The sequence below is a fragment of the Halomonas alkalisoli genome (assembly GCF_021412585.1).
Classification (GTDB): domain Bacteria; phylum Pseudomonadota; class Gammaproteobacteria; order Pseudomonadales; family Halomonadaceae; genus Halomonas; species Halomonas alkalisoli.
Genome location: NZ_JAKCMI010000009.1, coordinates 47091 through 61709, shown reverse-complemented (window position 1 = coordinate 61709; position 14619 = coordinate 47091). Strand labels below are relative to the sequence as shown.

The 14619-nt window shown below is 66.1% G+C and carries 16 protein-coding genes; 6 read left to right on the top strand and 10 right to left on the bottom strand.

Going from position 1 to position 14619, the window contains the following annotated elements; translation table 11 throughout:
* Positions 1-53: 53 nt before the first annotated feature.
* Positions 54-461, bottom strand: coding sequence for an acyl-CoA thioesterase (locus LY622_RS01455; RefSeq protein WP_234289260.1), 408 nt, complete (start codon positions 459-461; stop codon positions 54-56).
* A 186-nt stretch (positions 462-647) separates the two neighbouring features.
* Between LY622_RS01455 and cysZ the strand changes: the two genes are divergently transcribed.
* Positions 648-1370 (top strand): sulfate transporter CysZ, encoded by a 723-nt coding sequence (cysZ, locus tag LY622_RS01450; RefSeq protein ID WP_234289259.1) that lies wholly within the window; start codon positions 648-650, stop codon positions 1368-1370.
* 77 nt (positions 1371-1447) lie between these two features.
* On the top strand, positions 1448-1939 hold the full coding sequence (locus LY622_RS01445) for a copper chaperone PCu(A)C (RefSeq protein ID WP_234289258.1): 492 nt from the start codon (positions 1448-1450) through the stop codon (positions 1937-1939).
* A gap of 38 nt (positions 1940-1977) precedes the next feature.
* Here LY622_RS01445 and LY622_RS01440 read toward each other — a convergent pair whose 3' ends face one another.
* The 4 genes from LY622_RS01440 to LY622_RS01425 form a co-directional block, all read right to left on the bottom strand.
* Positions 1978-3474 carry a CoA-acylating methylmalonate-semialdehyde dehydrogenase gene (locus tag LY622_RS01440; RefSeq protein WP_234289257.1) on the bottom strand — a complete coding sequence of 499 codons (1497 nt, stop codon included), beginning with the start codon at positions 3472-3474 and terminating at the stop codon, positions 1978-1980.
* 23 nt (positions 3475-3497) lie between these two features.
* Positions 3498-4868 (bottom strand): omega-aminotransferase AptA, encoded by a 1371-nt coding sequence (gene aptA / locus LY622_RS01435; RefSeq protein WP_305038555.1) that lies wholly within the window; start codon positions 4866-4868, stop codon positions 3498-3500.
* A 144-nt stretch (positions 4869-5012) separates the two neighbouring features.
* On the bottom strand, positions 5013-5906 hold the full coding sequence (ubiA, locus tag LY622_RS01430; RefSeq protein ID WP_234289256.1) for a 4-hydroxybenzoate octaprenyltransferase: 894 nt from the start codon (positions 5904-5906) through the stop codon (positions 5013-5015).
* 29 nt (positions 5907-5935) lie between these two features.
* Positions 5936-6502, bottom strand: coding sequence for a chorismate--pyruvate lyase family protein (locus tag LY622_RS01425; RefSeq protein WP_234289255.1), 567 nt, complete (start codon positions 6500-6502; stop codon positions 5936-5938).
* 114 nt (positions 6503-6616) lie between these two features.
* Here LY622_RS01425 and LY622_RS01420 point away from each other — a divergent pair, with 114 nt between their 5' ends.
* The 3 genes from LY622_RS01420 (at position 6617) to LY622_RS01410 (ending at position 8708) form a co-directional block, all read left to right on the top strand.
* Positions 6617-7777 (top strand): FAD-dependent oxidoreductase, encoded by a 1161-nt coding sequence (locus tag LY622_RS01420; RefSeq protein ID WP_234289254.1) that lies wholly within the window; start codon positions 6617-6619, stop codon positions 7775-7777.
* A 211-nt stretch (positions 7778-7988) separates the two neighbouring features.
* On the top strand, positions 7989-8267 hold the full coding sequence (locus tag LY622_RS01415) for an HU family DNA-binding protein (protein WP_010625919.1): 279 nt from the start codon (positions 7989-7991) through the stop codon (positions 8265-8267).
* A gap of 84 nt (positions 8268-8351) precedes the next feature.
* On the top strand, positions 8352-8708 hold the full coding sequence (locus LY622_RS01410; protein ID WP_234289253.1) for a hypothetical protein: 357 nt from the start codon (positions 8352-8354) through the stop codon (positions 8706-8708).
* A 268-nt stretch (positions 8709-8976) separates the two neighbouring features.
* On the opposite strand, the gene recG is transcribed toward LY622_RS01410, so the two are convergent.
* Both recG and LY622_RS01400 read right to left on the bottom strand, forming a co-directional pair.
* On the bottom strand, positions 8977-11058 hold the full coding sequence (recG, locus tag LY622_RS01405) for an ATP-dependent DNA helicase RecG (RefSeq protein ID WP_234289252.1): 2082 nt from the start codon (positions 11056-11058) through the stop codon (positions 8977-8979).
* 8 nt (positions 11059-11066) lie between these two features.
* Positions 11067-11987 carry a hydrogen peroxide-inducible genes activator gene (locus LY622_RS01400; protein ID WP_234289251.1) on the bottom strand — a complete coding sequence of 307 codons (921 nt, stop codon included), beginning with the start codon at positions 11985-11987 and terminating at the stop codon, positions 11067-11069.
* An 81-nt stretch (positions 11988-12068) separates the two neighbouring features.
* Between LY622_RS01400 and LY622_RS01395 the strand changes: the two genes are divergently transcribed.
* Positions 12069-12941, top strand: a complete 873-nt coding sequence (locus tag LY622_RS01395) for an NAD-dependent epimerase/dehydratase family protein (RefSeq protein ID WP_234289250.1) — start codon at positions 12069-12071, stop codon at positions 12939-12941.
* A 25-nt stretch (positions 12942-12966) separates the two neighbouring features.
* Here LY622_RS01395 and LY622_RS01390 read toward each other — a convergent pair whose 3' ends face one another.
* The 3 genes from LY622_RS01390 to LY622_RS01380 form a co-directional block, all read right to left on the bottom strand.
* Positions 12967-13473 (bottom strand): acyloxyacyl hydrolase, encoded by a 507-nt coding sequence (locus LY622_RS01390; RefSeq protein WP_234279827.1) that lies wholly within the window; start codon positions 13471-13473, stop codon positions 12967-12969.
* Positions 13474-13541: 68 nt separating this feature from the next.
* Positions 13542-14054: an RNA 2',3'-cyclic phosphodiesterase gene (gene thpR, locus LY622_RS01385; protein WP_234289249.1), complete on the bottom strand. Its 513-nt coding sequence runs from the start codon at positions 14052-14054 to the stop codon at positions 13542-13544.
* 152 nt (positions 14055-14206) lie between these two features.
* Positions 14207-14596, bottom strand: coding sequence for a RidA family protein (locus LY622_RS01380; RefSeq protein WP_234289248.1), 390 nt, complete (start codon positions 14594-14596; stop codon positions 14207-14209).
* Between the last annotated feature and the right edge of the window lie 23 nt (positions 14597-14619).

Here is a 14619-nt window from a genome sequence, read left to right as displayed (position 1 = left end):
TAACCACAGGGGCGCCATACGGCGCCCCTGTCGCGTTTGGGGTGCCGCTCGGCTCAGCCCGGCTGGTGGACCGCGCGGATCCGCCCCTTGTCGTCGAGTGCCACCATCACGAAACGGGCCTCGGTGACCTTGTGGAGTTCGTCCCCATCGCGCTCGTGGGGTTGGCGGATCCAGACTTCCACGTCGATCTTGACCGAGCTATGGCCAATCTCGCGAACGGCAGTAAAGATATTGACGATCGACCCCACCCGCACCGGGCACAGGAAATCCATGGTTTCGATGGCCACGGTGGCGGTGCGGCCATGGGCCTCTCGGCCGGCTGCCAGTTCGGCGGCCTGGTCCATGTGGCTGACCAGCCAGCCGCCGGGTATGTCGCCAAAGAGATTGGTGTCCTGGCGAGAGGCCAGTAGTTTGAGGGTCAGCTGTCCCTGGGGAGCGGGTACGTCGTCGAGGTCGGTCATGGGTGTCGTCTGCTCGGCTTGTTGTTGTCGGTGGTCGGTACAGGTCGGAAAAGCGTTGAATAATATTGCGCTGCAGCGCGCCTGTGCGCCATCTTATACGGCAAGGTCCCCCTTGCTCCAGCCTTGCGACAACCTGTCGCCAGGGGCTCCCTTGTCATCCCCCCTCTACGCCATGAGGAAAAACCGATGCTGGATGCCTTCACGGCCCTGGTCCGTGGTACTCGGCTGGCCTACGCACCGGGCATGCGCCGTTACGTCTTCGTGCCGATCGGCATCAACCTGGTGGTGTACGGCCTGATGCTTTACTACGTGGTTTCCCATTTCGGAGGCTGGCTCGACGGCTGGATGGCCATGGTCCCGAGCTGGCTGGAGTGGCTCTCCTGGCTGATCTGGCCACTGTTCGTGCTCAGCCTGGTGTTGATCGTCTTTTTCACCTTTACCCTGGTGACGCACCTGATAGCCGCCCCCTTCTATGGCTTCCTGGCCGCCAGGGTGGAGGTGGTGGCCACCGGGCGGCCGCCGCTGGACGACAGGGGGTTGGCCAGGACGGCGGTGGATGCACTGGGTCGCGAACTGGTCAAGCTCGGCTATATCCTCCCCAGGATGGCGTTGCTGTTCGTGGTCAGCTGGATTCCCGCCGTCAACCTGATCGCTCCACTGCTCTGGCTCCTGTTCTCCGCCTGGATCATGGCCATCACCTATCTCGACTATCCCATGGACAACAACAAGGTCAGTTTCGCCGACATGCGGCGTCGTCTGTCGGCACGCCGTTGGCCGACGCTGAGTTACGGGGCCTGGGTTACGCTGATCACCTGGATCCCGCTGGCCAATCTCTTCCTGCTTCCCGGCGCCGTGGCCGGTGCAGTACTGATGTGGGACAGCCACTATCGGGGGCTGCCAACCTCCTGAGCCGGGCAGGCAGCGTCAGGGAACTGCTACCCTCATGGGTGTCTGAGTGTATTCGCAAGCAGCACAAGGATTTCACCATGCGTCCCATAATTTTTCTGATGCTGGCTGCCACCCTGTCCATGGCCGCTCCGGCCATGGCACAGGAGTATCGGCTCGATGACCTGTTGATCACCCACCCGTTTGCCACGCCGTCACCGCCCAGCGTCGACCACGCTGCCGTCTACCTGGATATTTCCACCGCCAGTGAGGTGCCCGACGTACTGGTGGGGGCGAGCACCCCGGCCAGCGATACCGTCGAGCTTCATGACATGGCCATGGAAGGCGGCGTCATGCGCATGTTTTCGGTAAGTGAGATCGAAGTGCCCGCCAGCACCCTGCTGACCATGCGTCCGGGCGGGGGGTATCACTTGATGTTGATGGACCTTGTCGCACCATTGCGCGAGGGCGACAGCTTCCCGCTGACCCTGATGTTTGCCGAGCGTGGGGAGATCGACATCCATGTGCGGGTCCAGAGCGCAGGCGATGGCCGTGCCGATGCAGGGGAGCTACTGCATCGGCACCGCCACTGAGGCGTCAGCGACTGCCTGGCTCAAGCGACCGGCGTGATTCAGCTGCCGCTGGAGGGGAAGGAGAACTCCGCCGAACTGGCCTCGAAGCTCGAGGGCCAACGCTGTGAAACGGCCTTGCGCCGGGTATAGAAGCGCACCGAGTCGGGGCCGTAGGCGTGGAGGTCGCCGAACAGCGAACGCTTCCAGCCGCCGAAGCTGTGGTAGGCGACCGGCACCGGCAGCGGCACGTTGATGCCGACCATGCCGACCTCGATGCCATCGGCAAAGCGTCGTGCGGCTTCGCCATCCCGGGTGAACAGGCAAGTACCGTTGCCATATTCGTGGGCATTGATCAACGCCATGGCCTCGTCGAGGCTGGCGACGCGAACCACGCAGAGCACCGGGCCGAAGATCTCTTCCCGGTAGATACGCATCTCAGGGGTCACCCGGTCGAACAGGCAGCCGCCGACGAAGTAGCCATCCTCGTGCCCCGCCACCTTGATTTCGCGTCCATCGGCAACGAGCTGGGCGCCCGAGGCGACGCCGTCCTCGATATAGCCGAGTACCTTGTCGCGATGCTCGGCGGTGACCAGAGGGCCCATGTCGAGGCCGCGCTCGGTGCCGGCACCGACCTTCAGTCCGGCGATCTTGGGCAGCAGCGTCTCCACCAGGCGGTCGGCCGTCTCGTCGCCCACGCAGACCGCCACGGAGATCGCCATGCAACGCTCACCGCAGCTGCCATAGGCGGCCCCCATCAGGGTATTGGCGGCGTTCTCCAGATCGGCATCCGGCAGGAGCACGGCGTGGTTCTTCGCGCCACCCAGGGCCTGGACGCGCTTGCCATTGGCGCTGCCACGGGTATAGATCGCCTCGGCCACGGGAGTGGAGCCGACGAAGGAGATCGCCTTGACGTCGGGAGCGTCCAGCAGCGCTTCGACGGTCTCGCGGCCTCCGTGCACCACGTTGATCACCCCGTTGGGCAGGCCGGCCTCGTGCAGCAGCTCGGCCACGGCGAGTGTCGCCGTGGGGTCCTTCTCCGAGGGCTTGAGAATGAAGGCATTGCCGCAGGCGATGGCCATGGGATACATCCACAGCGGGACCATGGCGGGGAAGTTGAACGGCGTGATGCCGGCGACGATCCCGAGCGGCTGGAAATTGGACCAGGCATCGATGCCGGGGCCGGCATTGTGGGAGTACTCGCCCTTGAGCAGTTCTGGCACGCCACAGGCGTACTCGACGTTTTCGATGCCGCGCTTGAGCTCACCCATGGCGTCTTCCAGGGTCTTGCCGTGCTCTTCGCTGATCAGCTGGACCAGGCGGTCGGCGTGGGTCTCGAGCAGCTGCTTGAAACGGTACATCACCTGGGCGCGCTTGGCCGGCGGGGTGTCGCGCCAGGCGGGAAAGGCCGCCCGTGCCGCGGCGATGGCCTGCTCGACCGTGGCCTTGTCACCGTCCGCCACCTGGCGAATGGTTTCGCCGGTGGAGGGATTGGTCACCGGCAGAGTGTTGGGGCTGTGGCACTTTTCACCGTTGATCAGGTGGGAAACGAGGTCCATCGGGCGCTCCTTGTGGCTAGGCTTCAAGTCAGGGAATCGAGGGTCGTGGCCACGGCGTCGAAGAGCCGCTCGAGCTCCGCTTCCGTCGAGCCGAATGGCGGGCCGAACTGCAGGGTGTCGCCGCCGTAGCGCACATAGAACCCCGCTTGCCAGAGCGCCAGGTGGGCGTCGCGAGGCCGCACGGTGGGATCACCGTCACGGGGGGCCAGCTGAATCGCACCGGCCAGCCCGTGGTTGCGGATATCCACCACGTGGGGCCGACCCTTGAGAGCGTGGAGCTTCTCCTCGAATACCGGGGCAATGGCGCGAACCTGGCCGGGGAAGTCCTCCCGCTCGAGCAGGTCGAGGGAGGCCAGGGCGGCGGCACAGGCCACCGGGTGGGCGCTGTAGGTGTAGCCGTGGGGAAATTCGATGGCGTGCTCGGGCCCGCCGGCGTGCATGAAGGTATCGAAGATCTCGCCGGAGGCGATCACCGCGCCCATGGGCACCGCACCGTTGGTGAGCTGCTTGGCGATATTCATCATGTCCGGCGTCACGCCGAAGGCCTCGGCACCGGTGGTCGCACCGCTGCGGCCGAAGGCGGTAATCACCTCGTCGAAGATCAGCAGGATGTCATGGGCGCTGCAGATCTCGCGGAGTCGTTCAAGATAGCCCTTCGGCGGCACGATGACGCCGCCGGAGCCCGACATGGGCTCGACGAGGACCGCCGCGATATTGGAGGCGTCGTGCAGGGCGATCTGGTCGAGCAGGGCATCGGCGAGCTCGGCGCCGCTCTCGGCCTGGCCGCGGGTGAAGGCGAGGTGGGGCTGCAGGGTGTGGGGCAGGTGGGTCACGTCGAGCAGTTGCCCGTAGTGTTTGCGGTTGCCGCCGATCCCGCCAAGGCTGGTGCCGCCGACGTTGACGCCGTGGTAGCCCTTGGCACGGCCGATCAACCGGGTCTTCTCCGGGCGCCCCTTGAGCCGCCAGTAGGCCCTGGCCATCTTCACCGCGGTGTCGGCGGCATCGGAGCCGGAGTTGGTGAAGAAGACGTGGTCGAGGCCGGCAGGGGTCAGGCTGGCCACCTTCTCGGCGAGTTCGAAGGCCAGCGGGTGGGCGACCTGGAAGCCCGGCGCGAAGTCCAGGCTGCCCAGCTGGCGGCTCACCGCCTGCTGGATCTCCACCCGGTTGTGTCCCGCACCGCTGGTCCAGAGACCCGACAGCGAGTCGAACAGTCGCCGACCACGGTCATCGATGTAGTAGCGGCCTTCGGCACCGGTGATCATGCGCGGATTGGCGTGGAAGTCACGATTGGAGCTGAACGGCATCCACAGGTGCCGGTTGAGCCCCGGATGCCCCGCTGCCGCTTCGCGGCCGGCGGATGAGGTTGTGGCTTGTTGGGTATCGACCTTGTACATGGTCCTGTCCTCTGCTGCCTGTCGGGCGTTGTTCACCCGCGTTGTACCTACAGCATGGACCGGAGAAAAGGTTTATAAAATCAAACTATACTGTCGTTAACGTCAGCCGGGTAATACGTGATTGACGATAGCACCTTGCCTGATTCAGCCGTTCAGGGTGGGCCAGAGGCTGAGGGCGATGCCGGCGAAGACCAGCAGGCCCGACCAGTGGTTGTTCAGGAACGCCTGGAAGCAGCGATCCCGATCCCGGGTACGAATCAGGGTCTGCTGATGCACGAAGGTGGCCGCCATGGCCGCAAGACCCAGCCAGAAGAACAGACCCAGCCCCAGGCGCAGGCCGACCCAGGCCAGCAGGGCCAGGGTGGCCCCCTGCAGCAGGCCGATCATCAGCCGGTCGGCGCGGCCGAACAGCACGGCGGTGGACTTGATGCCGATGCGCAGGTCGTCGTCGCGGTCGACCATGGCGTACTCGGTATCGTAGGCCACGGTCCAGGCCACATTGGCGCAGAACAGCAGCCAGGCCTCCACCGGCACGTGGCCCAGCACGGCGCCGAAGGCCATGGGAATCGCCCAGGAGAAGGCGGCACCGAGGAAGACCTGGGGCAGGTGGGTGTAGCGCTTCATGAACGGATAGATGAAGGCCAGCACCACCCCGACCAGCGACAGCATCACCGTGAACAGGTTGGTGAACAGCACCAGTATGAAGGCGGCCATCACCAGCATCGCGAACAGCACCTGGGCCTCGCGCTCACGGATGCGACCGGTGGCCAGGGGGCGGTTCTTCGTGCGCTTGACGTGCCCATCGAAGTGACGGTCGGCGTAGTCGTTGACCACACAGCCGGCCGCCCGCATCAGGTAGACGCCGGCGATGAAGATCAGCAGCACGTTGCGCCCGGGGATGCCCTCGGCGGCCACCCACAGCGCCCAGAGGGTGGGCCACATCAGCAGCCAGGTGCCGATGGGGCGGTCCAGGCGCATCAGGTGCAGGAAGTCGGGCACGCGGGCCAGGCCGGTGGGATGCAGCAGGGATCGGTCCATCGGAGCCTCCTCAATCGATGGCGCTCATCCTAACGTGAAGGCAGCGCCAGTTCATCCGCCATGGCGTCGAGGAAGAACTCCTGCACCAGAACGGCAAAGCGATCGTGGCGAAATACCGAGCGACGGCCCCAGGGGCCGCTCTGGCAATGGAACGGGGGCGGGGAGGCCGTCACTTCGATGGGGCTGCGCTCCAGGCCCGGCTGTCGAAACAGCCAGCTCCCCAGCGAGCGTTCCCCGAGCCGGTCGAGGCGTTGCCCACGCAGCTGCGCCAGCGGCGCCACCGAGCGCGCCACCACCCAGGGGCGTTCGTCCAGGCAGAGTGCCACTTCGCGCAGCCAGGCGAGGCGACCGACGGGCAGGCCCAGGGCCCTGGCCTCGTCGGGGCGTGGCCGCCCCGGGCGCTGGTCGAGCAGGCGCACACGGAAGGCCTTCTCGCCACCGGCCTCGATCAACCGGGCGGTGAGGGAGTCCCGCGAGGCGACCCAGGCCCACCAGGCCGGGCTCATGGCCGGCTGGCCAGCCGCCAGCGGCCGCCAGCTTACGGCTTTCGGGGTCAAGCGGGTGGGGTCGTGGCGCACCGCATGTCTCCGGGTCACCTTGCTCTCCAGGTCGATCGGGGGGCGCATAGTGTAACATGCGGATCTGACTCGATTCCCTGTAGTGGGCGGCATCGAAGGCATGCCAGCCCCCGCGATACGGCAAGGAGTTTCATGACCGCTCCCCTGATCATTGTCGGCTCCGGCATGGCGGGCCTTGGCCTGGCCCGGCAGGTGCGTGCCCGGGATACGGCGCGCCCCATCACCCTGATCACCGCCGATAGTGGCGATGACTACGCCAAGCCACTGCTCTCCACCGGCTTCGCCAAGGGCCTGCCGCCCGCTCGGTTGGCCACCCGCTCGGCGCTGGAAGCGGCCGACCAGCTGGGGGTGGTGATGCGCACCCATACCCGGGTGGAGGGCATCGACATTGAGGCGCGTGCGCTGCTCATCGGTGAGGAGCGCCTGCCCTGGAGCGAACTGGTACTGGCCACCGGGGCGGCACCGGCGGTGCCCTTCAAGATTCCCGACACAGTGGCCGGGCGCGTCTTCACCATCAACGACCTCGACGACTACCGTCGATTCCATGCTGCGCTGGAAGCGTTGGGCCGCCGGGCCCGGGTGGCCATCATCGGTGCGGGCCTGGTCGGCTGCGAATTCGCCAATGACCTGATCGCCGGCGGACACGAAATCAGCCTGGTGGCGCCGGAGAGTGCACCGCTGCCGCGACTGCTGCCGGAGCCGCTGGGGCGTGCGCTGGGAGAGGCCTTCGTCGAAGCCGGCATGACGCTGGCGCTGGGACGCAGCCTGGAAGCGCTGGAAAGCGTCGGCAGCGCCATCGGAATCACGCTGAGCGACGGCAGCCGGCTTGAGGCCGACCTGGTGCTGGTGGCCACCGGGCTGCGGCCGCGAACGGAACTGGCCGCGTCGGCAGCCATCAAGGTCGGCGCGGCGGGCATCCTGGTGGATCGCCGGCTGGCGACGTCGGCACCCGCGGTATACGCCCTGGGGGACGTGGCCTGCGTCGACGGGGTCAACGCCATGTACGTACAGCCGCTTCAGGCCAGCGCCAAGGCGCTGGCGCGAACATTGACCGGCGAGCCTTCCCAGGTGGCCTTCGGGGCATGGCCGATACTGGTCAAGACCCCGCTGCTGCCTGTCGTGGCACTGCCGCCGACCCGGGCACCGGCGCGCTGGCGAATCGAAGGGGAAGGCCGTGATCTGGCGGCCTTTGCCGAGACACAAGACGAACGTTTGATCGGTTTTGCGTTGACAGGGAGCTGCGTGCGTCGGAAAGTTGAGCTGGCGCGAGCCACACCGCCGTTGCTAGGCTAGTGACGTCGGTGACACTGCGGCCAGCTGGCCCGTAGGGAACGACAGTATCACCTCGCATGGACGTTTTCCGGGGAGCAAGGGTTTCATACTTGGTACATCAGGGGCTTCATACCCGGAAGCGACAGGCGGTTCATGCTTCATGAACCGATCGCGCGGATAACAACACACCGACGCCCAGCGTCGGGATATCGCCAAAACCAGGAGGGGCTTTATGCGCAAACCAGAACTTGCTGCGGCAATTGCCGAGCGTGCGGAACTTTCGAAGGACAAGGCGAGCCAGGTGCTCAACGTCATTCTCGACGAGATCACCGGTAGCGTGGCTCAGGGGCAGGACGTCTCACTGATCGGTTTCGGGACTTTCACCGTGCGCGAGCGAGCCGCCCGCACCGGCAAGAACCCGCAGACCGGCCAACCCCTGGCCATCCCGGCCAGCAAGACCGTGGCCTTCAAGCCCGGTAAAGGGCTCAAGGATGCTGTCGGCAAGGGCTGACGCCACGCTGAATGCTTCCGTGGCGCGGCCTGCCTTCGTTGCAGGCCGCGGTTTCTTCCTGTTCCTGTTCGAAGTGGATTCGCCATGAAGCTGCGACTCATGCTGTGGCTGCTGGGCTTGTTGCTCAAGCGCGCCCTGCGCCGCAAGCCGCGCTTTCGCGAAACCCTGACCGAGATGCGTAGCCTCGACTGGGGTATCGCCACCGAGAATCTCTCCATCGCACGGCATTACCGCATGTCGCCCCGGGGCATCCACGCGGGGGCGGGCCTTCCCGTGGATCTCGACCTGGAGCTGCGTTTCGAGGACGAGGCCACCGCCATCAAGGTGCTTCGCAAGCCGACCCAGCAGGCCTTCCTCGACGGCATGATGGCCGGTAACGTGCGTCTGGTCGGTGACTCCAGCGACCTCAACAAGCTGCAGAAGCTGTTGAAGCACTTGTAGGCCGCCGCTCACCATCCTGACAATGGCACGGACATCGCGGCATTAGGCTTTGTACGAAAACTGCCTGCGCTTGGCCATGCGGCGTTAAAAAGCGGCTCATAATTCTCATTTACACCCCGTAAACTCCGCTTTTTCGCCGATTTTTGCCTTGCCTGACCTTCGCTCGCCGACTTTTCGTACATAGCCTAGCGGTGCCGCTCGTATCAGCCATTCCCCATCAGCCTTCATCACCAACATTCATCGACCAACATCCTGCGACAGACGGGCATCACACCTGCCCGTAGCGCCCCGCCTGCTCGCCCAGCCAGCGGCGAATCAACGGCTGGCTGGCCTCGGGGTGGCTGGCGAGCAGCGCATCGGCCAGCGGCGAGACTCGCTCCAGCAGGTCGGCGTCGCGCTCCAGGTCGGCGATCTTCATCTGGGCGAGCCCCGTCTGGCGGGTGCCCAGCACCTCACCGGGGCCACGCAGCTCCAGATCCTTCTCGGCGATGCGGAAGCCATCGGTGGTTTCGCGCATGACGCCCAGCCGCTCCCGGGAATGGGCCGAGAGCGGGCCGTGGTAGAGCAGGACGCAGAAGCTCTCGGTGGAGCCCCGCCCGACTCGGCCGCGCAGCTGATGAAGCTGCGATAGTCCCAGCCGCTCCGGGTTCTCGATGATCATCAGGCTGGCGTTGGGCACATCGACCCCGACCTCGATCACCGTGGTGGCCACCAGCAGGTCGAGCTCGCCGGCCTTGAAGGCGTCCATCACCGTGGCCTTCTCCGTCGCCTTCATGCGCCCGTGGACCAGGCCGATGGCTAGTTCGGGCAGCGCCTCGCCGAGCTCTGCGTGGGTCGCCTCGGCGGCCTGGCACTGCAGGGCTTCGGACTCCTCGATCAGGGTGCAGACCCAGTAGGCCTGGCGGCCTTCGGCGCAGGCGTGGCGGATGCGCGCCACCACGTCGGGCCGGCGCTCGTCGGGAACCACCACCGTCTTGACCGGGGTGCGCCCGGGGGGCAGCTCGTCGATCACGGAGACGTCCAGGTCGGCATAGGCGCTCATCGCCAGGGTGCGGGGGATCGGCGTGGCGGTCATGACCAGCTGGTGGGGGGTCAGGCCGCCGGCCTCGCCCTTCTCGCGCAGCGCCAGGCGCTGGTGCACGCCGAAGCGGTGCTGTTCGTCGACGATGGCGAGGCCCAGGCGCTGGAAGTGTACGTCGCCCTGGAACAGGGCGTGGGTACCCACCACCATGCGGGCCCGGCCATCGAGGATGGCGGCCTTGGTATCCAGCCGTGCCTTGCCCTTGAGCTTGCCGGCCAGCCAGGCCACTTCGATGCCGAGCGGCTCGAACCAGGCGCGGAAGGTCCGGTAATGCTGTTCGGCCAGGATCTCGGTGGGTGCCATCATCGCCGCCTGGCAGTCGCCGGCGATGGCCGACAGCGCGGCCATGGCCGCCACCACCGTCTTGCCCGAGCCCACGTCCCCCTGGACCAGGCGCAGCATGGGTACCTCGCGGGCCAGGTCGGTGCCGATTTCGTCGAGGACTCGACGCTGGGCGCCGGTCAGCGAGAAGGGCAGCTGGGTGAGGAAGCGCGTCTGCAGGCTGCGCCCGCTGGGCAGTGCCGGCGCGCCGTCCTGCTGGATGCGTAGGCGGACCTCGCGCAGGCTGAGGCGGTGGGCGAGCAGTTCTTCAAGGGCCAGCCGTCGGCTGGCGGGGTGCAGGCCGCTGGCCAGCTGGTCGGGGTCCGCATCCGGCGGTGGTTGATGCAGCACCTTCAGGCAGTGGTGCAGCTCGGGCAGGCCGAAGCGCTGTCGAAGCGAGTCGGGTAGCCAGTCGGGCAGCGCCTCGGGGGCGGCGTCGAGCTGTGCCAGCGCCTGCTCGATCAGCGCCCGCAGTCGCGTCTGATGCAGCCCTTCGGTGGTGGGATAGATCGGTGTCAGGTGATCCTCCACCGGCGGGGCGTCGTCGCTCAGCAGCCGATACTCGGGATGATAGATCTCGAGCCCGGTGGCACCGGCCCGGGCCTCGCCGAAGCCGCGTATTCTCGCTCCCGGGCGGAACTGCTGCTGCTGGGCCGGCGAGAAATGGAAGAAGCGCAGGCTGAGGATGCCCGAGCCGTCTCGAAGCCGCACCAGCAGGCTGCGACGCCGACCGCGCACCACCTCGCTGGCCATGACCTCCCCCTCCACCACGGCCTCGTGTCCGGCACGCAGGGTGCCGATGGGCGTGATGCGGGTACGGTCCTGGTAGCGCAGCGGCAGGTGGAAGAGCAGGTCCGCCACGCAGGCCACACGCAGCCGGGCCAGCTTCAGCACCAGCGCCTCGCCAACGCCCTTGAGAGAGGTGACCGGCGCGTCGAGTGCGTTCATGTCAGCGTTCATGCCGTCTCGGGGAGTGCCTCATGACACTGTGTGATGGCATTGGTCACGGCGTCGATGGCGCGCGGTCGGGGGAAGCTGGCACGCCAGGCGATGGCCACGGTGCGCGAGGGTGCCGGGGCGCTGAACGGTCGGCTGGTGAGCAGCCCGGTCTCGTAATGGACGGTACCGATGGCCGAGCGGGGCAGTACCGTGATGCCGAGCTTGGAGGCCACCATATGGCGGATGGTCTCCAGCGAGCCGCCCTCGGCCGTCAGGGTGTTGTGGGGGCTGTTGAGCTTGTGGCTGATGGCCGGACACGCCTCGAGTATCTGGTCGCGGAAGCAGTGCCCCTCACCCAGCAACAGCAGGCGCTCGTTGAGGAGGTCCTCCTTGTCGATGTGCTCGCGCTGCGCCCAGGCATGGTCGGCGGGGATCAGCACCTCGAATTCCTCGTCGTAGAGCGGCTTGGTGACGACATCGGTCTCGTTGAACGGCAGTGCGATGATGATGGCGTCGAGCTCACCGCTCCTCAGCTTGTGCCTCAGGCTGGCGGTAAACCCTTCCTCGATATAGAGCGACATCTGCGGTGCGCTGCGGGCCAGTGCCGGGACCAGGTGCGGGAACAGGTAGGGGCCGATGGTGTAGATGGCGCCGATGCGCAGGGGGCTCGCCAGCTGGTCCTTGCCGGCGTTGGCCAGCTCCTTGATCACGCTGCTCTGCTCCAGCACGCGCTGGGCCTGCTCGACGATCCTCTCGCCCATGGGGGTCACCTGAACGGTGGACTTGGAGCGCTCGAAGAGCGCTACCCCCAGCTCCTCCTCGAGCTTCTTGACCGCCACCGACAGGGTCGGCTGGGAGACGAAGCAGCGTTCGGCGGCGCGTCCGAAGTGGCGCTCCTGGGCCAAGGTTACGATATAGCGAAGTTCTGTTAGAGTCATGGTTGGTGCCCGCTGGGCATCCTCTCGGACGATAGATACATGGATTTCAATAGGGACTTTTTATCAGGGGGCGAGAGAAAGGTGAAGAAAACGACACTGATTCTAGGTTGTGGCGACATCGGCATGGTGCTGGGCGGCGAGCTGATCGCGGCCGGCCACCGGGTTATCGGCGCTCGACGCGGCGTAGCGGCACTGGAGGGCAGCGGTATCGAGCCCCTGGCGCTGGACCTCAGCGACGAAGCCGCCCTGGCCAAGCTGCCCAGTGCCGACTTCGTGGTCTATGTGCTCAGCGCCGACCGCTTCGAGGAGGCCGCCTATCGTGCCGCCTATCTCGATGGGCTCCAGGCGGTACTGCGCACCTACGAGGGGCGCGATAGCGCGCCGCAGCGAGTTCTGTTCGTCTCCTCCACCAGCGTCTACAGCCAGAAGGAAGGCGAGCTGGTGAACGAAGAGAGCCCTGCCGAGGCACCCGGCTTCTCCGGCGTGCTGATGCGGGAAGCGGAACAGGCTCTTCATGATAGCCCGATACCCGGCACGGCAGTGCGCTTTTCCGGCATCTATGGCCCGGGCCGTGACCGCCTGATCCGCCAGGTACTGGAAGGCCGCATCGCGCCGGCGACCCCGCCCATGTACTCCAACCGCATCCATCGCGACGACTGCGCCGGCGTGCTGAAGCACCTGATCGAACTCAGCGAGGCAGGAAAGCCGCTGGAGGCGCTCTACCTGGCCAGCGACTGCGCCCCGGACCCGCTCTATGACGTGATGGCCTGGATGGCAGGGAAACTCAAGGTGGAGCCCACCGAAGTGATCCAGGCGCCGCTGCGCAAGCGTGCCAGCAAGCGCTGCGACAACACCCGCCTGCTCGAGACGGGCTATGCCTTCCGCTACCCCAGCTACCGTGAAGGTTATGCACAGGTGATGAAGGAGGGCGGCTTCCTGCCCGAGCCGGTCTAGATCGGTTCACCGGTCGCATGTGACATCAAAGCGCCCAGCGATAGCCCAGGGCCAACACCTCGAAGCCGTCGTTGGGGCGCTTGATGCCGCCATTTGAGTAGTGGGTCAGGCTCAGAGCCAGCTCTCCGCCGCCCAGCGGCAGGCCCGCGGCGATGCGATCCTGGAATTGGAAGGCGGTGGAGAGCTCCCGCGATTCGTGTCGCGTATTGAGGAAGAGGGCGCCACCGATGCCGGCCTCTATGAATGGACTTCGCTGACCGGCGAAGGTATAGCGCAGTGCCGGGGTCAGCAGCCAGGCGGCGTTGGCGTCCTTCTCGCGACTGGAAAGCAGCAGTAGCCCGCTGGCCAGGCGCAGGTCGAGCTGCGGGTGCAGGCGTTCGAGTCCGACCATGGTGTCGAGTTCGATGCGCAGGGCCGCGGTCGATTCGCTGGTGACGCCGCCGGCAACATAGAGATCGGCCAGGCCGGCTTGACTGCCCGCCAATGCCAGGCAGGCGCAGAGTCGAGCAATTAGTGTCCTTGCGCGAAGCAACGTGTTCTCCTTTTTCTTGTGCACCAATAATTGGCGAGCCAATTGATGGCGTGCTTCCGCCTTGAGGCTCATCCTGGCGATACGGCCAGGGTGCGGTAACGAGCGCCGCGCTCATCGGTAAAGGATTGGATCAGCTCAAGCTGATTATAAGACCACGCCAGGTCGATGGGGGGAAGGTCTTGCAGCCGGCGTGTGTTGGCCCGTCGCAGCAGGGTGACATGGGGAACGAACCTGCCGGGACGGCCGGTCAGGCCGCGGGCCTCCAGGCCTTGCCAGAGTTTGTGCTGCAGCTCTGCCAGCGCCGGGGCGGATGCCTGGCTCCCGACCCAGACGATACCGGGGCGCTTGAAGTAGCCCCAGCCATCGAGGCGCCACTCGCCGGGCGCCATGGCAAGGCCCTGCACCCATTCGGCGAGCTCGAGGGCCTGCACCTCCTCCACCTCGCCGAGAAAGGCGAGCGTCAGGTGCAGGCTCTCGTCCGGCATGCGTCGCCCGCCGCAGCGGGCGTGGGCGAAGTCCGCCAGCTCGCCGAGCCGCCTGCGCAGCTCGGACGGTGGCACCAGGGCAATAAAAAGTCTCATAGTCCTGTTTCGGAAAGAGGTGGATTTGCGTTACGAGCGAAGAGAGGCTGGCCGCCGCCGGAGCGCAGCTGCCGGAGTGTAGCTCGCTACATGAGGACAGCGAGCACCGCCGGCGGCCAGGATATCGAGCGCAGTAGCAAATCCGCCCTTTCCTAGTCGCCGATGACCATAACTGCTTCCGCCTCGAACTGGGCGCCCTTGGGCAGTGCCTTGACGCCCACCGCGGCGCGGGCCGGGTAGGGCTTATCGAAGAACTCCTCCATCACCTGGTTGACGATGGCGAAGTTGCCCAGGTCGACCAGGTAGAGGTTGAGCTTGACGATTTCACCCAGCGAGCCGGCGGCCTCCTCACAGACGGCCTTGAGGTTGGTGAAGACCTGACGGGCCTGGGCCTCGAAGTCGTCGGAGACCAGCTCCATGGTGGCCGGATCGAGGGGGATCTGGCCGGAGAGGTAGACGGTATTGCCGGCCTTGATCGCCTGGGAATAGGGGCCGATGGCGGCGGGTGCCTTGTCGGTGTTGATGACGGCCTTGTTGCTCATGGAGTGGCTCCTTCAGTTTCGTT